The sequence below is a fragment of the Microbacterium istanbulense genome, from assembly GCF_037204145.1.
GTDB lineage: Bacteria > Actinomycetota > Actinomycetes > Actinomycetales > Microbacteriaceae > Microbacterium > Microbacterium istanbulense.
Genome location: NZ_JBBDGN010000012.1, coordinates 54,258 through 75,875 on the forward strand (window position 1 = coordinate 54,258; position 21,618 = coordinate 75,875).

Genomic DNA, 21,618 nt, shown 5'->3' on the forward strand with positions numbered 1-21,618 from the left:
CTCATGCCCAGTCTGATCACCCAGGTGAAGGCGAAGCTCTTCATCCGCTCGTCGCAGAAGTCGGTGCACGCGCTCGACGGCGCGTACGCCTCGCTGCTGCGCGGGCGCAGCCTCGACTTCGAGGATCTGCGCCCCTACGAGTACGGCGATCAAGTGCGCGACATCGACTGGCGCGCCACCGCCAGACACGGCGAGCCGCTGATCAAGCGCACCAAGGCGACGCGCAGGCACACGGTCTTGTTCATCGTCGATTCCGGTCGCGGCATGAACGCCCTCGCCGAGGATGAACGCCCGAAGCGTGAGCTCGCCGTGCTCGCCACCGGTGCGCTGGGCTTTCTCACCGTGCGCCACGGCGACGACTTCTCGGTGGTGTACGGCGATGCCGGCGGCATCCGTCGCCTCGCTCCGAGCGGCACCGAAGGCGGCCTCGAGCACGCTCTCCGGAGCATCGACCACGCGATCGCGCACAGCAGCGCACCGAGTGACCGTGACGCGCTGCTCGGGTACGTCGCCAAGCACATCTCCCGCCGCATGATCGTTGTCATCGTCACCGATGAGACCCCCACCACGGCGACCACCGAACGGATGCTGCGCCGCCTCACCGTGCAGCACGACGTACTCTGGCTGACCCTGCGCGACGCCGAGCCGGTGATCGGTCGCGGCACACGCGCCCGCCGCGACGCCGACACCGACTGGGTCGTGCCCGACTTCGTGCACGGTGATGAGGATGTGATCGCCGAGCTCGCGGCGCAGGAGGCCGCAGACACCTCGCGCCGCGACGAACTGCTGCGACGGCTGGAGATCACCCACGTCGAGCTCGGAGGCCAGGAGCAGACCGTGACGGCGCTGCTCGCGATGCTGGGGCGGAGGTCTCATGCCCGCACCTGACGAGCTCTACCCGCCCGTGCAGTATGGCTGGGGCTGGATCCTCCTCGCCTTCGGCATCCTCGCCCTGCTCGCGGGGCTCGCCTGGCTGGTGGTCTTCCTCACCCGCCCGCGCCGCAGCATCACGATCGCCGGAGCCCCGGGCGGCCCCGTGCTCACCGCCGAGGTGCTCGCGCGCCTGCGCACGGAGTACCTCGATGAGGTGCAGCGCATCGAGGATGCATACCGCGCAGGGAATATAGACGCCAAGCGCGCCAACCTCGAGCTCAGCAGAGCCGTGCGCGCGTTCGTGAACGAGTACTCCGGACTCGAGGCGCCGGTGCTCGCCCTCGACGACCTGATCGCCCGCGGGGTCGACCCGGCGTTGGTCGAGGCGATCCGCCGGCACTACTACCCGAGCATCTTCCAGCGCGGACCTGCGATCGATCCCGTGCAGGGCGCCGCCGCCGCGCGGACGGTGGTGACCTCGTGGCATTGAACACCTGGTGGCTCGTGCTCGTCGCCGTCGGCGTGCTGATCGTCTCGATCGGCGTCGGCATCCTCCTCGGGTGGCGACGACGCGGCAGCGACACTCGCGCACCGAGCGCCCTCGTCTCGCGGGCAGAGCGCCTGCGCACCCTGCCCGCCTTCCGCGCGGCCGTGCGCCGCCGCATGGGGCTGCTCTCGGGCATCCTCGCCCTGGGGGCGATCGCGGTGCTGCTCGGCGGAGTCGTCGCCGCACGGCCCATGTCGGCCCAGACCGTGCAGCCGGTGAACACGAGCCGCGACATCATGCTCTGCCTCGACGTGTCGGGGTCGATGTCCGAGGTCGACGTCGAAGTGCTCGAGGTGTTCCGTGAGCTGCTGGATGGTTTCGACGGCGAGCGGATCGGCCTGACCATCTTCAACAGCTCGCCGGTGCAGGTGTTTCCCCTCACCGATGACTACGTGTTCATCCGCGAGCAGCTCGAACGTGTGCAGCAGAGCTTCGACTACACGTCCGAGACCCCGGAGCACTGGGTAGGCACCCTGAATGGCCCCGGCGCCTCGCTCATCGGCGACGGCCTTGCCGCGTGCGCGATGCGCTTCGACCACCTCGACGAGGAGCGCTCGCGCTCGGTCATCCTCGCCACCGACAACGAACTCGCCGGGGCGTCGATCCTCACCCTCGAAGAGGCAGCCGCGTACTCGGCGGCGAACGGCGTGCGCGTGTATGCCCTCAATCCCGTGCAGGGGAAGGATGCCGAGGTGAGCGAGCAGCTCGTGCGCGCCACCCAGATCACCGGGGGCCAGTCGTACGCCCTGCGCGACACGACCACGGTCGGCGACATCATCACCGAGATCGAGAAGCAGGAGGCCACGGCGCTGAAGGGCCAGGCGCAGGTCGTCTGGGTCGACACCCCGAACCTGTGGATGGCCGCGCTGCTGGTCGTGGTGCTCGGCTTCCTCGTGCTGGTGTGGAGGGTGCGCCTGTGATCTTCCAGCCCGTCCTCCATCCCCTGCTGCTCGTGCTGCTGTGCGCGCCGGTGGCGGGTTTCGTCGTCTGGGAGCTCGTGCGCCCTTCGACAAGCTCAGGGACCCAGAGGGGTGGGTCAGGGACCCAGGCGAGCACCCCGCGCTGGGTGTGGGCGCTACGGCTGCTCACGGTGCTCGTGGTCTTTGTCATGCTGCTGCGCCCCGGCATCCCCGGCGGCACCTCGCAGACCCTCGCGACCGACACCGACATCGTGCTCATGGTCGACACGACCGCGAGCACCGTCGCCGAAGACTGGAACGGCGAGGAACCCCGGCTCGACGGCATCCGCTCCGACGTGCAGGCGATCGTCGACGAGTACCCGGGCGCGCGCTTCGCGCTGATCACCTTCGACGCGTCTCCGCAGCTGCGGCTGCCGCTGACCACCGACGCGACCGCCCTCATCTCGGCCGTCGACGTGCTGCGACCCGAGGTCACCGACCAGTCGCAGGGATCGTCGATCGGCATCGCGAACCGGATGCTGGCCGACACCCTCTCCGCCGCCGCGAAGGCCGCTCCCGAGCGCTCCCGCATGGTGTTCTACCTGGGTGATGGCGAACAGACGGCAGCCTCCGATCCCGAATCGTTCGCCAGCAGCCGCAGCTTCATCGACGGCGGGGGCGTGTTCGGCTACGGCACCGCGGACGGCGGCCCGATGCGCAAGACGACGGGCACCGCGGCCGAAGGCGAGTACATCCAGTACCAGGGTGCCCCAGCCCGCTCGGTGATCGACGAGGCGAATCTCGAGACCATCGCCGAACAGCTCGGCGTCGACTACACGCACCGCGAGGCGGAGGCCGCGCCTGCGCTACCCGAGGCGCCGACCACCACCACCGACTACGCCTCGGCCGGCGAGGTCGGCAATGTGATCGAGCTGTATTGGATCGCCGCGCTCGTGCTGGTGGTGCTCATCGGCATCGAGCTCGCCCGCGCCACGATGCTCGTCGTCCGGTTGCGGGGACTGCGCGCCCCGGCATCCGCTCCCGCGGCGGGAGGTGACCGATGACCGCCCCCACCCCGCAAGACGCCGCGGCCGCGCTGCTCGCGGCGAACCGCCGCCGGCGCAGCATCCGTCGCTGGATCGCGATCGGCACCCTTCCCCTGACACTGGCCGCCCTGCTGTTCGTCGGCAAGCTGCTGAGCATGTACGCATTCGCGCACCAGTCGATCACCGCATACGTGACCGGTGGATACGCCCAGTCGGAGGCCGCGGCCCGAGGCCAGGACTGGGCGAACTGGTTCGAGTCGTTCAAGGCGCCGTACAACATCGGCACGGCGCTGGCCGGCGCCGAAGAGTTGGATGCCGCGCGCGCCGAGCTCGAAGAGGCGCTGCCCCAGGCGAGCGGACTCGACGTCTGCTACGTCCGGATCAACCTGTCCCTGGTGATCGAACGGCAGGGCGACGCGGCGATCGCGGAGGGTGATGCGGCCGCGGCGGCGGAGTTCTACGGCGAGGCGCTGCAGATCACTGTCGAGACGCCCGAGGAATGCCACAGCGACGATGCCCAGCAGCAGTCGCCCGACCCGAACCGCGACATGAGCGACACCCTCGAGCAGAACCAGGAGCGGCAGCAGCAGAAACAGCAGCAGAGCCAGCAGCCGCCGCAGCAGGGCGAGGATGGCGAACAGCAGCAGCAGGAACAGCCGTCGCAGGAGCAGCTCGACGACATCGAGGAGCGCCTCAATCAGGGCCAGCAGGATCGCGAGGACCAGCTCGACGGGGGCGGTTCGGGCGGCGGCGGAACGGACAAGCCGTGGTAGACGAGCAGCGCAGCAGATACGTCGGCGGTTCCGAGGGCGCGCCTCCCCTCCCCCCGCCCGGCGGGTATCAGGGTGCGCGGCGCGCCGGCACCGCGCTGGATGCCGCGGCGGGGCTGCCGACGGCGGCGGCATCCGTCACGCACACGGTCGAGAAGACCAAGGAGCCCGTCAGCACCCTCGGCCTCATCGCGCTGCTGGCCGCGGCGCTGTTCGCCGTCACCCTGCTGATCCTGCTGATCGGCCGCGGTACCGATGCGATGTACGGCGTGAGCCTGCTGGTCGTGCAGCTGATCGTCGCCGGCGTCGTGATCGCCGCGCTGATCAGCCCGAAGGGACGGAGGCTGGGGACGATCGGCCTGGTCGTGGCCCTGCTGTTCAACGTCGCAACCGTGGGCGCGATCGGCACCGTGCAGGCGGCGGCGACCCACGACTACGACGGCACGAAGTCCGAGGCGCAGAAGCACGAGGAGGCCTACCCGGGCATCCGCGGCGTGGCCAACTACGACATCCTCTCCCAGCCCTCCCTCGAGGAGACCCAGGCGCAGGGGGACGCGCTGATGGCCGACATCCGCACCCGGCTCAGCGACCGGTTCGGCTACACCTGGGTGAAGGCGGGCGAGGCGGATATCAGCCCAGAGCGCAACGGCTATGGCGGCGAGTCGATGCTCTCGAAGTACACCTCCCCCACCTGGACGACGGCGGAGCCGATCCAGGACAACGCCCGCAAGCGCGAGGTGCTGGCGGTGGCAGAAGAGGTGCTGCTCGAGCACGGATTGTTCGGGTTCGCCGTGCTCAACACCGCCGATTCGGGCATCTCGGCCGATATGGTCGCCAAGCTCTACGGCTCGGCCGACGTCGAGAAGCAGCACACCTGGGAGTGGTACAGCGATACGTACCCCGAGCCGCTGCGCTTCTACGCCAACGTGTACGACCTGTCGAAGGATCCCACCGGGGAGTTCCGGGTGCAGCGCGAAGCCGAGCATGCGCAGACCGGTGAACCACTGGAGGGTCTGCAGCTGATGATCTACGCCCGGCAGCTGCTCAGCGAAGACGACCGCGCCGAGTTCGAGCAGCGGCTCGAGGAGTACCCCGACTTCTGAGCGCGCGTCACACGACGATGGCAAGACCTGCGGCGAGCGCGAACCCCAGCACCGTGCACAGCCCGGTGGCTTCGCCACCCTTTTCGCGGGCCTCCGGCACCATCGAGTCGACGAGCATGACCAGCAGCGCCCCCGCGGCGAAGCCCATGCTCGCGGCGCGCAGCGGGGGCGCAACAGCATCCGCCAGCGCGAACCCGGCCACGGTCGCCAGGGCACAAAGCACCGCGACGAGCGCCCACAGGCCGAGCACCTTCGCCCGGCGCACCCCACCGGTCAGCAGATCGGATGCCGAGCCGATTGACTCCGGCAGGTTCGACACGACGATCGCGATCGCCAGCGCGACTCCGACGCCCTCGCCGGACGCGATGCCGATGCCGAGCACGAACTGCTCCGGGATGCCGTCGAGCAGTGCGCCCACCGCCAGGGGCGCCCCGGCGGCACCGGAACGACTGCGTGCGCGCACGACGCGGTCGCCGATGTAGTAGGCCAGCGCGCCGAGCACGACCCCCGCGACGAGCGCGAGCGGGCCGGCCACCAGCAGACCCTCCTCGACGAGCTCGAAGGCGATCGAGGCCATCAGCGCACCGGCGCCGAAGCCCAGCACGAGTCCGAGCAGCTTGGCAGGCCAGGGCCGCACGAGAGCCAGCAGCGCGCCGACGAGCAGCGGCGCCGCGGTGACGACGCCCCACAGCAGAGCCTGATCCATGAGCACACCGTACGCCCGCACAGGCACTGACCCACGGCAAGGCGACACGCCGCCCGCCGATAGACTGGACGCATGTCCAAGGTCCTCCAGTCCCTCCCCGTCGGCGAGCGCGTCGGCATCGCCTTCTCCGGGGGTCTTGACACCTCCGTCGCCGTCGCGTGGATGCGCGACAAGGGCGCAGTGCCCTACACCTACACCGGCGACCTCGGGCAGTACGACGAGGACGACATCGCGTCGATCCCCGGCCGCGCCCTGGAGTACGGCGCCGAGGCCTCGCGTCTGATCGACTGCAAGACCGCCCTGGTCGAAGAGGGCTTCGTCGCCCTCAGCTGCGGCGCCTTCCACATCCGCTCCGGCGGCAAGACCTACTTCAACACCACTCCCCTCGGCCGCGCGGTCACCGGCACCCTGCTGGTGCGCGCCATGAAGGAGGACGGCGTCGACATCTGGGGCGACGGCTCCACCTACAAGGGCAACGACATCGAGCGGTTCTACCGCTACGGTCTGCTCGCCAACCCGCGTCTGCGCATCTACAAGCCCTGGCTCGACGCCGACTTCGTCACCGAGCTGGGCGGCCGCCAGGAGATGAGCGAGTGGCTCGTCGCGCACGGCTTCCCGTACCGCGACTCGGCCGAGAAGGCCTACTCGACGGATGCCAACATCTGGGGCGCCACGCACGAGGCGAAGACCCTCGAGCACCTCGACGTCTCGCTTGAGACCGTCGACCCGATCATGGGTGTGCGCTTCTGGGATCCCTCGGTCGAGATCGAGACCGAAGACGTCACCGTGACCTTCGACGCCGGCCGCCCTGTGGCGATCAACGGCGTCGAGTACTCCGACCCGGTCGCCCTCGTGCACGAGGCGAACACCATCGGCGGCCGTCACGGCCTGGGCATGAGTGACCAGATCGAGAACCGCATCATCGAGGCGAAGTCGCGCGGCATCTACGAGGCTCCCGGCATGGCGCTGCTGTTCATCGCCTACGAGCGTCTGGTCAACGGCATCCTCAACGAAGACACCCTTGCCACGTACCACGAGCAGGGTCGTCGCCTCGGCCGTCTGATGTACGAGGGCCGCTGGCTCGAGCCCCAGTCGCTCATGCTGCGCGAGTCGATCCAGCGCTGGGTCGGTCTGACGATCACCGGTTCGGTGACGATCCGCCTGCGCCGCGGTGATGACTGGACCCTGCTCGACACCACTTCGCCGAACCTGTCCTACGGCCCCGAGAAGCTGTCGATGGAGCGCGTCGGCGACGCCGCCTTCGGCCCGGTCGACCGCATCGGCCAGCTCACCATGCGCAACCTCGACATCGCCGACTCGCGCTCGCGCCTGGAGCAGTACGCGGGTCTCGGCCTCGTCGGCGGCGCGACGGGCGAGCTCGTCGGCCGCGTCACGGCCGGCGAGGCGGGCGAGATCACCGGTTCGGTGGAGGGTTCGGTCTCCGAGGTCGACGAGAAGCTGGCGGATGCCGTCGACACGGCATCCGAGGGTGCCGCCTTCGACTTCGGCACCGACTGACCTGCTGCTGTCAGGGGCGGATGCTGCAGCATCCGCCCCTTTTTGTGCCCGCTCACGTTCCGCGTCCGTCCCTTCCTGTCCCGATTCGCTGACGCCGTCCCGTTGTGCCGGTCGATCTGCGGCATCCGTCAGCGAATCGGGACGGGCTCAGCGAAACGGGACAGGCGGATGCTGTGAATCCCCCGAACTAACTTGCACAGTAATGTGCAACATAACTAGCCTGGGGGCATGACCTCCCGCGCACCCCGCAGTGACGCCCAGGCGAACCGCGCCGGCATCCTCGCCGCCGCCCGCACCGCCCTGTCGGCCGACCCGCACGCCTCGATCGATGTGATCGCGCGCAGCGCCGGCCTCTCCCGCCGCACCCTGTACGGTCACTTCGCCGACCGCGAGGCCCTGCTGCGGGAGCTGATCGTCACCGGTGCGCAGCGCTTCAACGCCCTCGCCGACGCGGTGACCGACGATGACGCGCGGCTCGCGCTGGCGCGCCTCGCCGCGCTGCTCTGGCATGAAGCGGCCCACGTACAGCTCGCGGCTGCCCTCGCGCTCGACGAGGCGCACGTCGAACAGACCGCCGAGGCCCTCGCGCCGCTGCGCCAGGCAGTCGCCGCACTCGTGCGCCGCGGGCAGCTCGACGGCAGCTTCCGCACCGACATGCCCGACGCCATGCTCGCCCGCCTCATCGAAGAGGTTTCGCGCACGGTCGTCTCGCGCACCGACGCCAGCGCACCGGATGCCGCAGGCGTCGCCGTCCGTACCGTGCTGAGCATCGCCGGGCTCTCCTGGCGCGAGGCCGACACCCTGCTCGCCGCTCATCCCGACATCACCACGGAGGTCTCCGCATGAGGATCAGCCTCAGCGACATCAGCAAGGGCAGGGGCGGCCAGGCGCTGCCGACCATGAGCCTGGAGTTCCATTCCGGCGCCGTGCGCTTCGCGATTGCCGAGACCGAACAGCGCCCGACCGTGCTCGGCCTCATCGCCAGCGGCCGCATGCGTCCCGAGACCGGCACCGTGCTGCTCGACGGCGAGGTCGACCCCCAGCAACTGCGGGTGAAGATCGCGCTCGTGGATGCCCCCGACGTCAGCGACCCGCACCCCGACATCACGCTGCTCGGCGTCGTCGGCGAAGAGCTCATGTTCGCGGGTCTGCCGGCCACCCCGCTGCACGCGCGCAGGTGGCTCGCCGGGCTGGGGTACCTCGAGCTCGCCGGGGTGCCGATCGGCAACATCGACCCCGCCGCGCGCGTGCGCATCCTGTGTGAGCTCGCCGTGCTGCGCCAGGGCACCGAGGGCATTGTGCTCGTCTCCCCCGACCGCCATGGCGGCAGCCCCGACGGCTGGTGGCGCATCGCCACCGAGTTCGCCGACCGCGGCTACGCCATGCTCGTCATCGTCGGCGGATCGGCAGCCGTGGCCCTCGAACGCCTCCCCGTGCTGGGCGCGATCAACGCCAGCGGACCGATCGAACCGCTGCAGCTCGAGGACGGAGACGCCCGATGAAGGTCCCCGCGATGATCGCCGCCGAGTTGCGGCGCCTGACCGCCACGCGCATGGGCATCCTCGCCCTCGTCGCGCTCATCGCCGTGCCGATCCTGTACGGCGGGCTGTACCTCTGGGCGAACCAGGATCCCTACGGCCGCTTCCCCGAGGTGCCCGTCGCCCTCGTCGTCGACGATGAGGGTGCGCCGCCGGCATCCGGGTCGGGAGACGACGTCAACTACGGCACGGAAGTCGCCGACAACCTCATCGAGCGCGGCGACTTCGACTGGCGCGAGATGTCGGCAGCCCAGGCCGAGGAGGCGCTGCGCACCGGCGAGGTCGACTTCACCGTGACCATTCCGGCGAACTTCTCGGCCGCGCTGACGTCGGTCGCTGGCGAGAAGCCACAGCAGGCGCGGATCGAGCTCGAGACCAACGACGCCAACAACTACCTGGCCTCGTCGATCGGCGCGCAGACGGTCGAGAAGGTGCGCAGCAGCGTTGCCCAGATGGTCGGCAGTGAGGCGGCCGAGACGCTGCTCACGGGCCTCAGCACCGTGCGAGACAACCTCATCAGCGCCACGGACGGCGCCACCAAGCTGACCGACGGTGCCGACTCGGCATCCTCGGGCAGCGCGACCCTCGCCGACGGCACCTCGAAGCTCGCCGATGGCACGGCCCAGCTCGCCACCGGTGCCGGCACGCTCAGCGACGGCGCGCACCGCCTGGCCGACGGCGCCCACCAGGTCAGTGACGGCAACCGGCAGCTCGCCGACGCCGCCGACCGCATCGGCGCCAGCGTGCAGCAGGCCGCCGACGCGCTGCCTCAGGCGCGCAGCGACATCGCCGCCCTGCTCGCCGAGCAGGGCCTCGCGCAGGAGCAGATCGACGACGTGCTCGCACAGCTCGACCCGGTGGGGGCGCGCCTGCAAGAGGGCAACGCCACGGTGCAGGCGACGGTCGGCAAGATCGACCAGCTCGCCGCCGGGGCGCAGACCCTGGCATCCAGCGCCGACCAGCTCGCCGGCGGCGCATCCACCCTGGCGACCGGTGCAGACACTGCGGCCGACGGTGCGGCGGCAGCGGATGCCGGCGCCGCGAAGCTCCGTGACGGACTCGCCACCCTCGCCGCCGGCACCGCCGAGCTGCGCGACGGACTGGCCAAGGGCGCCGACGCGATCCCCGCTTCGACCGCCGAGCTGCGCGCCGAACAGGCCGACACGATCGCCGATCCCGTCACCGTCTCGAGCGACAAGGTCGCCGCCGCCAAAGACTACGGCCAGGGTCTCGCCCCCTTCTTCGCGGCGCTGGCCGGCTGGATCGGCATCTACGCCCTCTTCCTCATCGTCAAACCCATCTCGCGGCGTGCGGTGACCGCGCTGCACTCCCCCATCCGCATCACCCTGGCCGGCTGGCTGACCCCTGCCGCGCTGGGTGCCGTGCAGATGGTGGGGCTGCTGGCCGTGCTCGGGTTGACGCTCGGGTTCGACTTCCAGCATCCGTGGGGTTCGCTGGGCGTGATGGTGATGGCGTCGGCGACGTACGCGGCGATCATCCTCGCGCTGAACGTCTGGCTCGGCTCGGTCGGGCAGTTCATGGGGCTTGTGCTCATGGTGCTGCAGCTCGTCACGGCGGGCGGAACGTTCCCGTGGCAGACGCTGCCCGAGCCATTGGCCACGCTGCACCACGTGCTGCCGATGGGATACGTCGTCGACGCCATGCGCCAGTTGATGTATGGCGGCGATCTGAGCCGTGCGCTGTGGGACCTCGCGGTGCTCGCGCTCTGGCTGCTCGGGGCGCTCATCCTCGCCGCGATCGGTGTCACCCGCATGACGCACCGGCGCACGCTGCGCGATCTGCAGCCGAGCCTGATCGGGTAACGCGCGTGCGGGGTGTGGACAACTCTCGCCCCCGACGGCGGCGGGCGGATAGGATGCCAACACGCGCCTTCCCGAGACGCGCACCCGCATCGGGCGAAACCCCGTGTCACCGCTGACACTTACCCGCGAGAGCCGCTGATGACGACGTCAGAAGACCCCACCCTGGCGACCCCGCCGCGCCCGCTGGGCGCCCGCATCGCCCGCGTCGCGTACATCGTGCTGGCGATCCTCGCGGTCGTGGCGGTGTCGGTCGCCCTGTTCGTCACCTGGACGATTCAACGCTCGTTCCCGCAGACGTCGGGAGAGATCACCCTCGATGGTCTGCACGCGACGGCCACCGTGCAGCGTGACGAGCTCGGCATCCCCACCATCACCGCCTCGTCGACCGATGACCTCTTCTTCGCCCAGGGCTTCACGCACGCGCAGGACCGCTTCTTCGAGATGGACTTCCGTCGCCACGTGACCGCGGGGCGGGTGGCCGAGATGTTCGGCGAGTCCCAGGCAGGGACGGATGCCTTCCTGCGCACCCTCGGCTGGCGCAAGATCGCCGAACAAGAGGTCGAAGCGCTCGACGAGACGACGCGCAGCTACTACGAGGCGTACGCGGCGGGCGTGAACGCCTACCTCTCCTCGCGCTCGGGTGCCGAGCTGTCCCTCGAATATGCCGTGATCGGCATGCAGAACCCCGACTATGAGCCGGAGCCCTGGGAGCCGGCCGACTCCGTCGCGTGGTTGAAGGCGATGGCCTGGGACCTCCGCACGAACCTGGAAGACGAGTCGACACGCGCGCAGCTTGCCGCCGACCTCGCCGCAGCAGTCCCGGATGCCGACGTCACCGGCATCCTCGACACGCTCTACCCGGCCTACCCGTTCGAGCAGCACCCCGTGATCGTGCCGCAGATCAGCACGTCGGCTCCCGAGGCATCCGAATCCACCGATGCAGAACCGGCCGCCTACTTCGACGACGACGAGGCCGGCGACGTCTTGGCGAGCGTCACCTGGCACGAGACGACGGACGTCATCGCAGCGGCCGACATGCTCATCGACAGCGTGGGTGAGGGGATCGGCTCGAACGCGTGGGTGGTCTCGGGCGCCCTCACCGAGAGCGGGATGCCGCTGCTCGCCAATGATCCTCATCTGGGTGCCTCGCTGCCCTCGGTCTGGTACCAGGTGCAGCTCAAATGCGAGACAGTGTCTGCCGAGTGCCCGTTCGACGTCGGTGGCTTCTCGTTCTCGGGGCTGCCCGGCATCGTCATCGGCCACAACGCGCAGATCGCCTGGGGATTCACCAACCTCACCACCGATGTCACCGACCTGTACATCGAGCGCCTCGACGGTGACCAGTACTGGCGCGACGACAAGCTCGTGCCGCTTGAGGTGCGCACCGAGACGATCAAAGTCGCCGGCGGCGACGACGTCGAGCTCACGATCCGCTCGACCGCGCACGGCCCGATCATCTCCGGACTCACGGGATCGGCCACCGCCATCACCGAGGCGCCGGTGGTCGGTGAGGGCGACGAGGTGCGCCCGCTCGGCGCGGACGCGGATGTGCCAGAGGGCGAGTATGCGGTGAGCTTGCGCTGGACGGCGCTGGATGCCGGTACCACGGCGACCGCGATCTTCGCGCTCTCCACCGCGCAGAACTTCAGTGAGTTCCGGCACGCGGCATCCCTCTTCGACGTGCCGGCGCAGAACCTCATCTATGCCGACGTGGAGGGCAACATCGGTTATCAGACGCCGGGTCGCCTGCCGATCCGCGGTGCCGGTGACGGCTGGCTGCCGCAACCGGGATGGGACAGCGCGTACGACTGGGAGGGGTTCATCCCGTTCGACGAACTGCCGGTGTCGTACAACCCGGCATCCGGATACATCGTCACGGCCAACAACGCCATCGTCGACGACTCCTACGAGCACTTCCTTTCGCGCGACTGGGACTATGGCTACCGCGCGGCGCGCATCGAGCACCTGATCGAGCGGCGCGCAGCGGCGGGGCCGCTGACCGCGCAAGACATGCGCGACATCCAGTTGGACGAGGAGATGTGGATCGGCAAGCGACTCGCTGTTGCGATGCCCGATGTGGATGTCTCGGGTGAGGGGCCGCGGGAGGCTGTTGACCTGCTGCGCACCTGGGACGCCCAGAACGGCGCGGACTCGGCAGCGGCGGCGTACGCCAACGTGCTGTGGTCGAACCTCGCGCAGAACATCTTCGCCGACCGCGAGGTGCCGATGCCGATCGACGATCAGGGGCGTCTGTTCACCGTCTTCGGCGCCATGCTCGACGACCCCGCACACCCGCTCTGGGTGAACGAGCGGATTGACGTCGACAGCAGGGACGAGATGCTCGCGTTCTCGGCCGAGCAGGCCTACGAAGAGCTGACAGACCTGCAGGGCACAGACGTGCGGCACTGGAACTGGGGATCGCTGCACCAGATCGACCTGGTCAGCGACACTCTCGGGTCGTCGGGGATCGCCCCGATCGAGATGCTGTTCAACCGGGGGCCCTATCGGGTCGGTGGCGGCTCTTCGGTGGTGAACGCCACCGGATGGGTGCTGGGTGAGTCCTACCAGACGGTCACCGTGCCCTCCATGCGCATGGTGATCGACCTGGCTGACTTCGACGATTCGACGTGGAACCACCTCACGGGCGCGAGCGGGCACGCGTTCCATCCGCACTACACGGATCAGACCGAAGACTGGGCCGTCGGCATCCAGACCCCCTGGGCGTTCTCGCCCCAGGCCGTGAAGGCTGCCACGGTCGACACTCTGGTGCTCACGCCAGGCGGCTGAACCGCGCGCTGGTTCGCGGCCGTTCGCGGATTCCTGTCAGCCGACGCCCGGTAGCGTGGCAGGATGCCGGAACGCCTGCTCGCCCCTGAGGGAACGCCCGCCGTCCTCACGGAGTTCGCGCATGCGGGGGCGATCCTCATCACCGAGGATTTCGGTGCGGGCACGCACCCGGTCGTGCTGCTGCACGGCATCGGGATGGGGCGCAGCGTGTACGTCGACCTCGTCTCCCGGCTCGAGGGGCGGGTGATCGGCGTCGACCTGCCCGGTTTCGGCGAGGCGCCCGAGCCCGCCCGCACCCTCACGATGGAGCGGCACGCGGATCTCGTTGCGGCGTTCCTGCGCGAGCGTGGCATCACGGATGCCGTCGTGCTCGGGCATTCTATGGGCAGCCAGATCGCGGCCGAGGTCGCCGCGCGGCATCCCGACGTCGTCTCCGCCGTGGTGCTCGCCGGTCCCACCGTGAACAGCGCTGCGCGCAGCATCCGTGCGCAGGCGGGCTACCTGTTGAAGGATCTCATCGGCGAGCGGCCCGAGGTGATCTGGCGCGGTGCGCGCGAGTACCTGCGCGGTGGCCCGAACCTCATCCGCAAGATGCGTGCGACGATCGTGCACCGACCCGAGCAGGCCTATCGCCGGGTGCGCGTGCCGGCGCTCGTGCTTCGCGGAGAGGATGATCCGCTCGCTCCCCCGTCGTGGTGCCACGAGATCGTCTCGTCGATCCCCGGGGCCGAGCTCGCCGAGATCCCCGGCCACGGCCACGGCACGCTGATCAGCGACTCGAGCGAGGCCGCCACGCTCATCCGCAGCTTCATCACCACCCTCTGACCCCCTCACCTATCCCTCCTCCCCCCGAGTCCCCGAGTCCCCGGTTCTGCCGGGTTTGGGGCGGATCTGTGCGTTTGGGGCGGCACTGGCGCGCCCCAAACGCGAGAATGCGCCCCAAACCTGTGAGAAGGGTCGGCCGAAGCGCAGGGCGGTCGGTCTGCCCGGTTTGGGGCGGATCCGTGCGTTCGGGGCGGCACTGGCGCGCCCCAAACGCGAGAATGCGCCCCAAACCCGGCAGGGAAACCCGGCAGGGAAACCCGGCAGGGAAAGCCCGGCAAGGCAACGAGGAAGCAGGCAAAGGGGCCCGTGGGGGTCAGCCGGCGGCGGGAGGGGTTTCCTTGGACTCGGCGTACTCGTCGGCGACGAGGTGGCGCTGGTCGATCGTGCCGTTGCGGTACGCCTGACGACCCACCATGTGCGCCGAGAGCGGAGCGGTCGCGAACTGCATCAGCACGACGGGCGCCACCAGCAGCAGCCCCATCAGCACCCCGCCGACATCACGCTGCGACAGCGCGATCGCCAGGCAGATCAGCGCCAACCCCAGCACCTGCGGCTTGGTGGCCGCGTGCAGGCGGGTGGGCACATCGCGAAAGCGCAGCAGCCCGATCGCCGCCGACAGGCACAGCAGCGCCCCCGCCAACACCAACCCCAGCACCACGCCGTCGATCACGGCGTCGGGAATCACGAAGTCGAAGACGGTCATGATGTCGTGTTGTCCCTTCGCGCGACGTAGCGGGCGACCGAGATCGACCCGAACACGCCCACCGCGGCGATGATGAGCAGCACAGGGATGTTGCGGGTGTGCCCGTTGATCGCCATCTCCGCACCGAGCACACACATCACCTCGGTCAGCAGCACGTCACTGGCGACCGTGCGATCGAGGATCGACGGTCCGATCACGATCCGCACCACCGTGAGGATCGCGGCGAGACCGAACGCCACCATGATGATCGCGAGCACGACATTCATCGGCGACCTCCCGCTTCGTCTTCGCGCAGCGCACGGTACTGTGCCGGCGTGCCGAGCGCACGCACGACCCGCTTCTCCCAGCGCAGCACGTCCTCGCGCACCTTCTCGACCTCGGCGCGGTCGCGCACACCGATCACGTGCACGTACAGGATGCGCCGGTCACGGTCGGCCTCGACGACGAGCGACCCGGGCACGAGAGAGGAGATGACCGCGACGTGGGTCATCAGGATGTCGTCGGCGTAGCGCAGCGGCACCCCGACGATCGCGGCACCCGGCTGCCGCCGGAAGTCGAACACCTGCGCCGCCACGCTCAGCGCACCCAGCAGCACCGCCCAGAGGAACTGCACCACGGCAAGGAACGCGTACCAGAGGTTCACCCGCCCGACGAGCTCGACCGTCGGCAGGCGGAACACCCGCGTGACGAACACCGCGACGATGATGCCCGTGACCAGCGACAGCGGGGTGAACTGGTGCCACAGCAGCATCCACAACACCACCAGCCACAGCAGGAACGGCAGCTGCAGCGCGATGTCGCGGCGGATGCGGCGACGCGTCTCGGTTCTCATCCGGCCACCTCCTCGTCGAGCTGCACGAGGGTGACGGGCTTGAGCAGGGCGTCGCCGATGCGGTCGCACAGCGCATACAGCGGCCCGGCGAACACCGTGAGAGCGAGGGTGACGGCGACCATGCCGCCGGTCGCGATGTACATGATCGCGGGGATGCGGCGGGCCTCCTTCTGCATGTCGGCCGCCGGCGCGTTGCCGAGATAGGTAACGCGCCCATCGAGCTCGGCGCCGTCGTCCTCTTCGCGCCAGAACGCGAGGTTCCAGGCGCGCATGAGGGCGTACAGGGTGAGCAGCGAGGTGATGATGCCGCCGAAGATGAGCACGATCATCAGCGGGGTGCCGACGGATGCCGCGGCCTCGAACAGCCCGACCTTGCCGATGAACCCCGAGAAGGGCGGCAGGCCACCCAGGTTGATCGCCGGCACGAAGTAGAGCAGCGCCAGCAACGGCGCGGCCTTCATCAGCCCGCTGACCCGCAGGATCGACGTGCTGCCGGCCTTGCGTTCGATGAGCCCGACAGCGAGGAACAGGGTCGTCTGCACGACGATGTGGTGCACGATGTAGTACACCGTCGCGCCGATCGCCGCTGGCGTCGCGATCGCCAGACCGAAGATCATGTACCCGACGTGGCTGACGAGCGTGAACGACAGGATGCGTTTCAGCTCGGCCTGCGCCACAGCACCGAGTACGCCGACGATCATGGTCGCCAGCGCCACGACGAGCAGCAGCGTGTCGATCGAGTTCTCACCGAACAGCTGCGTCTCGGTGCGGATCAGCGCGTACACGCCGACCTTGGTCAGCAGGCCGGCGAACACGGCGGTGACCGGCGCGGGGGCAGTGGGGTACGAGTCGGGCAGCCAGAACGAGACCGGGAAGATGGCGGCCTTGATACCGAACGCGACGAGCAGCATGAGGTGCAACACGAGCTGCGTCTCCTGCGGCAGTTCCGCCACCCGCTCGGCGATCTGCGCCATGTTCACGGTCCCGACCGCACCATAGATCATCGCGATCGCGGCGAGGAAGAGGATCGACGACACCAGCGAGACGACGATGTAGACGGCGCCGGTGCGGATGCGGGATTCGGTGCTGCCCAGGGTGATGAGCACATACGAGGCGACGAGCAGGATCTCGAAGCCGACGTAGAGGTTGAACAGGTCGCCCGCGATGAAGGCGTCGAAGATGCCGGCGGCGAGGATGAGGTACGTCGGGTTGAAGATCGAGATCGGGGTGTCTTCCACCCCGTCGGCGGCACCCTGACCGATCGAGAACAGCAGCACCGCGAGCAGCACGATGCTCGAGACCAGCACGAGCAGCGCGGCGAAGCGGTCGACATAGAGCACGATGCCGAACGGCAGCGGCCAGCCACCGACCGAAACCGCCAGCGGCGTGCCCTGGTCGACGGCGACGAGCAGCACAGCGGCGATCACCGACACGGCGGCGAGCGTGCCCGCGGTGACGATCATCTGCAGCCGCGGACGGCGCCCGAAGATGAGCGTGACGGCCGCGCCGAGCAGCGGCAGGGCGACGAGAAGGGGAACGAGTGCGCTCATCGGCCCTCTCCCTTCTCGTCGTGGTCGTCCTTCTCGTCGTGGTCGTCGCGGCGTGTGGCATCACTGCCGGAGGCGGCGTCGGATGCCGCGTCACCCGGGCCATCCGGCAGCCAGGGCCGGTCGACGGGCGCGTCGTCGTGGATGGCGGGGTGATCGCGCATGTGCAGCACGGTGATCGGTGAGGTGTTGACGCCGACGAAGTCGGTCGTGGCGTCCTCGTCTTCGATGAGCGCCTCGTCGTCGAAGACGTCTTCTTCGGCATCCGTGCGGGCGCGCAGCGCGATGTCGGCTTCGTCATCGGCCACCGTGTCGGCCTGACCGAGCTGCCAGGAACGGTAGATGAGGGCGAGCAGGAAGGCCGAGACGGCGAAGGTGATGACGATGGCCGTCAGGGTCAACGCCTGCGGCAGCGGATCGCTGACCTCGCCCTCGGTACCGTAAAAGGGCGCGCTGCCTGGCACGCCCATCACGATCAGCAGCAGCAGGTTGGTGGCGTTGCCCAGCAGCAGGAAGCCGATGAGCACGCGGGTGAGGCTGCGCTCGAGCATCGCGTAGACGCCGCAGGCGAAGAGTACCGCCATGATGATGATCAGGGTGAGCGAGACATCCATCAGACGTTCACCCCCCGCGCGCGCATCTCCTGCGTCTGACGGTCGACCTCGGCGCCGAGGCTGCGCAGCACATCGAGCACGAGCCCGATCACGACGAGGTAGACGCCGATGTCGAAGAACGTCGACGACACGAACTCAAGGTGTCCGAGGACGGGCACGTCGGCCTCCCAGACCGTGCTCTCCAACGGCGCCATCTGGAAGAACAGCGGCATCACCGCCGTACCGACGGCGAGGAAGAGCCCGGCCCCGAGCAGGCGCCCGGCATCGGCGGGGGCGGCCGCGCCGAGCTCCCAGCGCCCACCGGCGATGTACCGCATGACCAGGGCCATGCCGGCGACCAGGCCGCCGGCGAAGCCACCACCGGGGCCGTTGTGGCCGGCGAAGAGCAGGTAGATCGACACGACGATGATCGTGTGGAACAGGATGCGCACGATCACCTCGAGCAGGATCGAGCGGTTCTCCGCCTTGACCTGCTGTCCACCGACGAGCCAGGCGCGGGGGGCATCCCGGTTCTCTGCGGTCTGGAAGCGCACGCCCTCGGTGGTCTCGACGAGTGGGCGGCGGGCGGCCGCACGGCGGGCGCTGGCCGGCAGGTTGCGTGCGCCGGCGGGCAGGCCCTTCGCCGAGGACAGGCGGTCGTCGCGGTGGGTGACGAAGACCAGGGATGCCACACCCGTCGCAGCCAGCACGAGCACGCTGAGCTCGCCCATGGTGTCCCAGCCGCGCAGGTCGACGAGGGCGACGTTGACGACGTTCATGCCGTGGCCGATCTCGTACGCGAGCTCGGTGAAACGCTCCGAGATCGGCCGCGTGATGCGCGCCTGCGTGGCGACGATCGTGACGCACGCCATGATCACGCCGACCGCGATCGCGAGAATGGCGCGCGGTACTCGTCCCACCGAGGCGTTGCGCTCACCCAGGCGCGAGGGCAGGCGGCGCAGGACGAGGGCGAAGGTGACCAGGGTGACCGTCTCGATGAGGATCTGCGTGAGCGCGAGATCCGGGGCGCCACTCGTCGCGAACAGCACGACCATGCCGAGCCCGGTGACGGAGACCAGCACCACGCCGGTGTAGCGCTTCTTGGCGCGCACCGCGATCACCGCTGCGGCCGCCATGATCGGCGCGACGACGAGCTGCGTGGGTGTGTGCCAGGCCGACAGTTCAAGACGATCGGGCACGGCGGCGACGAGCGCCGTGGCCTCCGAGGCGACGAGGACGACGAAGATCGTGCCGACATACAGCGGCAGCGAACCGCGCTGGGTGAAGGTCGTGGTGAGCACCGAGAGCCGGTCGATGCCGCGCATGACGCCGTAGTAGACGTCGGTCGCGGTGAACGGCAGCAAGCGGGGGCGGCGGTCCCAGCCGGTGCCGACGGTGCCGACGAAGAGCAGGATGCCGAAGGCGATCGCCCCGATCGAGAGGAACAGGGCGGGTTCAAGCCCGTGCCAGAGGGCGAGGTGTCCGGCCCCCTGCCCGTCGATGCCCGGCGCGGCCGTGTCGGCGTAGTGCTGCAGCGGCACATCGAGTGACGAGGCTCCCAGCCCGAGCGCGATGGTGGCGCCGGCGAGAAGGATCGGCGCAGCAAGGAATCCGACCGGCGGGTCCGGCCATTCCGTATCGGGCATATATGCGCCGTCGGCATCCCGCTTGCGCCAGAACGCGCCCCAGAGGAAGCGCGCGCCGTAGGCGGTGGTGAGCACGGCACCGAGGACGACGCCGATGAAGGCGACGATGCCCCAGGGCGCGCCGCCCATCGCCTCGTCGAGCAACGCGGTCAGCGTCGACTCCTTGGCGACGAAGCCGAGCGTGGGGATGATGCCCACCATCGAGCCGATCGAGATGAACGCCGCTGTCGCCATCACCGGTGCCTGGCGGCCCAGGCCCGAGAGCTCGGTGATGTCGCGGGTGGAGAGCTGGCGGTCGATGATGCCGACGATGAGAAACAGGGCCGACTTGAACAGCGCGTGACCGATCACCAGCGCCAGGCCGGCAAGCGCCGCCGCCTGCGTGCCGTAGCCGATCACGACCGAGAAGAAGCCCAGCTGGCTGACGGTGCCGAACGCAAGGATGCGCTTGAGGTCGGTCTCGCGCAGGGCCTGCACCCCGCCGAGCAGCATCGTGATCACACCGAGGGTGATCACGATCGGCCGCCAGGTGGGGGAGAACGCGAAGACCGGCGCGAAGCGCGCGATGAGATAGATACCGGCCTTCACCATGGCCGCGGCGTGCAGGTAGGCGCTGACTGGCGTGGGCGCCGCCATCGCGCCCGGCAGCCAGAAGTGGAACGGGAACAGCGCCGACTTGGTGATCGCCCCGACGAGAAGCATGACGATCGCGGCATCCACCACCGGCCCCGTCGGGCGCAGAACGAGGATCTCGTGGATGCTGCTGGTGCCGGTGTGCACGACCAGCAGGATGACGCCGACGAACATCACCAGGCCGCCGAGCGTCGTGACCATGAGGGCCTGCAGCGCCGATCGACGACTGGTCGCGCGGCGGCGATAGTGGCCGATGAGCAGGTACGAGAGGATGCTGGTCAGCTCCCAGAACATGACGAGCATGACCAGGTCGTCGGTGAGCACGAGCCCATACATGGCGCCGGCGAAACCGAGCAGCACGCCCGAGAACTGCACCACGCTGGACGCATTGTCGTGGAAGTACCAACGGCAGTAGAGCAGCACCAGTGCCCCGACGCCGGTGACGATGAGCGTCATCACCCAGCTGAGCACGTCCATCCGCATGGAGATGTTCAAGCCGAGCTGCGGAATCCACGCATATGTCTCGAACGGCACATGAGCGGGATCGAGCACGTCCGGTGTGCGCATGAGCGCATGAACGAAGGCGGCGGCGGGCACCAGGGCGCCGATGGCGAAGGCCTGCGCCCCCAGCCAGCGCACCAGCGCGGGAAGCAGCAGGGATCCCGCGAGGAACACGACGAGGAGCAAAAGCATGCGCGGCTCCTCAGGGTCGTCGGGGCCTTCCGGCGCGATGGGAGGTGTCGACACCCAGTCTAGAGGGTGCCCTGTGCGCGCCCGCCTTCCTCAGGCTGCGTCTTTTGGGTCGTGACGAACCTCACCTCCCGGTCCCAGAATGGTCATCAGATCAGACCCCAAGGAGTCCCATGCGTCTTGCCCTGCATTCCGAGATCCGCGACGGTGCGATCGACGACTACCGCAGCCACCACGTGCGCATCCCGGATGCGCTGGCGGCGCGGTTCACCGAGCTCGGCATCCACGACTGGACCATCTGGCGCTCGGGACATCGCCTGTTCCATCTCGTCGACTGCGACGACTGGGATGCCGTGCTCGAGGGTCTGCGCGACGATCCCGTCGACGCCGCCTGGCAGGCCGACATCGGCCGTTTCGTCGAGGTGTTCCGGGATGCCGATGGCGAACCGTCCGGTACGGTGCCCCTCGAACAGGTCTGGCGCCTGACGACACAGCTCGCCGACGAAGACCGCCCCTGAGCGACCGACCACACGGCGTGC

Annotated in this window: 20 protein-coding genes; 13 read left to right on the forward strand and 7 right to left on the reverse strand. The window is 69.2% G+C overall.

Annotation, left to right across the window (positions count from 1 at the left end; translation table 11 throughout):
- Positions 1–3 precede the first annotated feature (3 nt).
- The 6 genes from WDU93_RS12160 to WDU93_RS12185 are packed head-to-tail and all read left to right on the forward strand — an operon-like array spanning position 4 to position 5,238.
- Complete coding sequence (locus tag WDU93_RS12160) at positions 4–888, forward strand: DUF58 domain-containing protein (protein WP_337320985.1); 885 nt, start codon at positions 4–6, stop codon at positions 886–888.
- Positions 875–1,363 (forward strand): hypothetical protein, encoded by a 489-nt coding sequence (locus tag WDU93_RS12165; protein WP_337320987.1) that lies wholly within the window; start codon positions 875–877, stop codon positions 1,361–1,363. Before WDU93_RS12160 ends, WDU93_RS12165 begins: the two co-directional genes overlap by 14 nt.
- Entirely contained in the window at positions 1,354–2,340 is a 987-nt protein-coding gene (locus tag WDU93_RS12170; RefSeq protein WP_337320990.1) for a VWA domain-containing protein, read from the forward strand. Before WDU93_RS12165 ends, WDU93_RS12170 begins: the two co-directional genes overlap by 10 nt.
- Positions 2,337–3,383 carry a vWA domain-containing protein gene (locus WDU93_RS12175; RefSeq protein WP_337320992.1) on the forward strand — a complete coding sequence of 349 codons (1,047 nt, stop codon included), beginning with the start codon at positions 2,337–2,339 and terminating at the stop codon, positions 3,381–3,383. Before WDU93_RS12170 ends, WDU93_RS12175 begins: the two co-directional genes overlap by 4 nt.
- A complete protein-coding gene (locus WDU93_RS12180) occupies positions 3,380–4,138 on the forward strand; it encodes a hypothetical protein (RefSeq protein WP_337320993.1) in 759 nt (252 codons plus the stop codon). The genes WDU93_RS12175 and WDU93_RS12180 overlap by 4 nt, the downstream gene beginning before the upstream one ends.
- Entirely contained in the window at positions 4,132–5,238 is a 1,107-nt protein-coding gene (locus WDU93_RS12185; protein ID WP_337320995.1) for a hypothetical protein, read from the forward strand. The genes WDU93_RS12180 and WDU93_RS12185 overlap by 7 nt, the downstream gene beginning before the upstream one ends.
- Positions 5,239–5,245: 7 nt before the next feature.
- Here WDU93_RS12185 and WDU93_RS12190 read toward each other — a convergent pair whose 3' ends face one another.
- Complete coding sequence (locus tag WDU93_RS12190) at positions 5,246–5,944, reverse strand: ZIP family metal transporter (protein WP_337320997.1); 699 nt, start codon at positions 5,942–5,944, stop codon at positions 5,246–5,248.
- A 72-nt stretch (positions 5,945–6,016) separates the two neighbouring features.
- Here WDU93_RS12190 and argG point away from each other — a divergent pair, with 72 nt between their 5' ends.
- The 6 genes from argG to WDU93_RS12220 all read left to right on the forward strand — a co-directional run bounded on the left by argG (position 6,017) and on the right by WDU93_RS12220 (position 14,435).
- Positions 6,017–7,462 (forward strand): argininosuccinate synthase, encoded by a 1,446-nt coding sequence (argG, locus tag WDU93_RS12195; protein WP_337320999.1) that lies wholly within the window; start codon positions 6,017–6,019, stop codon positions 7,460–7,462.
- Positions 7,463–7,690: 228 nt separating this feature from the next.
- Complete coding sequence (locus WDU93_RS12200; RefSeq protein ID WP_337321001.1) at positions 7,691–8,308, forward strand: TetR/AcrR family transcriptional regulator; 618 nt, start codon at positions 7,691–7,693, stop codon at positions 8,306–8,308.
- The gene (locus tag WDU93_RS12205; RefSeq protein ID WP_337321003.1) at positions 8,305–8,964 is read left to right on the forward strand and encodes a hypothetical protein; all 660 of its coding nucleotides are present in this window, start codon (positions 8,305–8,307) and stop codon (positions 8,962–8,964) included. Before WDU93_RS12200 ends, WDU93_RS12205 begins: the two co-directional genes overlap by 4 nt.
- Positions 8,961–10,823 carry a YhgE/Pip domain-containing protein gene (locus WDU93_RS12210; RefSeq protein WP_337321005.1) on the forward strand — a complete coding sequence of 621 codons (1,863 nt, stop codon included), beginning with the start codon at positions 8,961–8,963 and terminating at the stop codon, positions 10,821–10,823. The genes WDU93_RS12205 and WDU93_RS12210 overlap by 4 nt, the downstream gene beginning before the upstream one ends.
- A gap of 138 nt (positions 10,824–10,961) precedes the next feature.
- The gene (locus WDU93_RS12215) at positions 10,962–13,610 is read left to right on the forward strand and encodes a penicillin acylase family protein (protein ID WP_337321007.1); all 2,649 of its coding nucleotides are present in this window, start codon (positions 10,962–10,964) and stop codon (positions 13,608–13,610) included.
- A gap of 63 nt (positions 13,611–13,673) precedes the next feature.
- On the forward strand, positions 13,674–14,435 hold the full coding sequence (locus WDU93_RS12220) for an alpha/beta fold hydrolase (RefSeq protein ID WP_337321009.1): 762 nt from the start codon (positions 13,674–13,676) through the stop codon (positions 14,433–14,435).
- A 313-nt stretch (positions 14,436–14,748) separates the two neighbouring features.
- On the opposite strand, the gene mnhG is transcribed toward WDU93_RS12220, so the two are convergent.
- The 6 genes from mnhG to WDU93_RS12250 are packed head-to-tail and all read right to left on the reverse strand — an operon-like array spanning position 14,749 to position 21,082.
- A complete protein-coding gene (mnhG, locus tag WDU93_RS12225; protein ID WP_337321011.1) occupies positions 14,749–15,138 on the reverse strand; it encodes a monovalent cation/H(+) antiporter subunit G in 390 nt (129 codons plus the stop codon).
- On the reverse strand, positions 15,135–15,404 hold the full coding sequence (locus WDU93_RS12230) for an MrpF/PhaF family protein (RefSeq protein WP_337321013.1): 270 nt from the start codon (positions 15,402–15,404) through the stop codon (positions 15,135–15,137). The genes mnhG and WDU93_RS12230 overlap by 4 nt, the downstream gene beginning before the upstream one ends.
- Complete coding sequence (locus WDU93_RS12235; protein ID WP_337321015.1) at positions 15,401–15,970, reverse strand: Na+/H+ antiporter subunit E; 570 nt, start codon at positions 15,968–15,970, stop codon at positions 15,401–15,403. The genes WDU93_RS12230 and WDU93_RS12235 overlap by 4 nt, the downstream gene beginning before the upstream one ends.
- Positions 15,967–17,520: a Na+/H+ antiporter subunit D gene (locus tag WDU93_RS12240; RefSeq protein WP_337321017.1), complete on the reverse strand. Its 1,554-nt coding sequence runs from the start codon at positions 17,518–17,520 to the stop codon at positions 15,967–15,969. Before WDU93_RS12240 ends, WDU93_RS12235 begins: the two co-directional genes overlap by 4 nt.
- Positions 17,517–18,131 (reverse strand): Na(+)/H(+) antiporter subunit C, encoded by a 615-nt coding sequence (locus WDU93_RS12245; RefSeq protein ID WP_337321019.1) that lies wholly within the window; start codon positions 18,129–18,131, stop codon positions 17,517–17,519. The genes WDU93_RS12240 and WDU93_RS12245 overlap by 4 nt, the downstream gene beginning before the upstream one ends.
- Positions 18,131–21,082, reverse strand: a complete 2,952-nt coding sequence (locus WDU93_RS12250; protein ID WP_337321021.1) for a Na+/H+ antiporter subunit A — start codon at positions 21,080–21,082, stop codon at positions 18,131–18,133. Before WDU93_RS12250 ends, WDU93_RS12245 begins: the two co-directional genes overlap by 1 nt.
- A 170-nt stretch (positions 21,083–21,252) precedes the next feature.
- On the opposite strand from WDU93_RS12250, the gene WDU93_RS12255 reads away from it, so the two are divergent.
- Positions 21,253–21,597 (forward strand): L-rhamnose mutarotase, encoded by a 345-nt coding sequence (locus WDU93_RS12255; RefSeq protein ID WP_337321023.1) that lies wholly within the window; start codon positions 21,253–21,255, stop codon positions 21,595–21,597.
- The last annotated feature ends 21 nt before the right edge of the window (positions 21,598–21,618 follow it).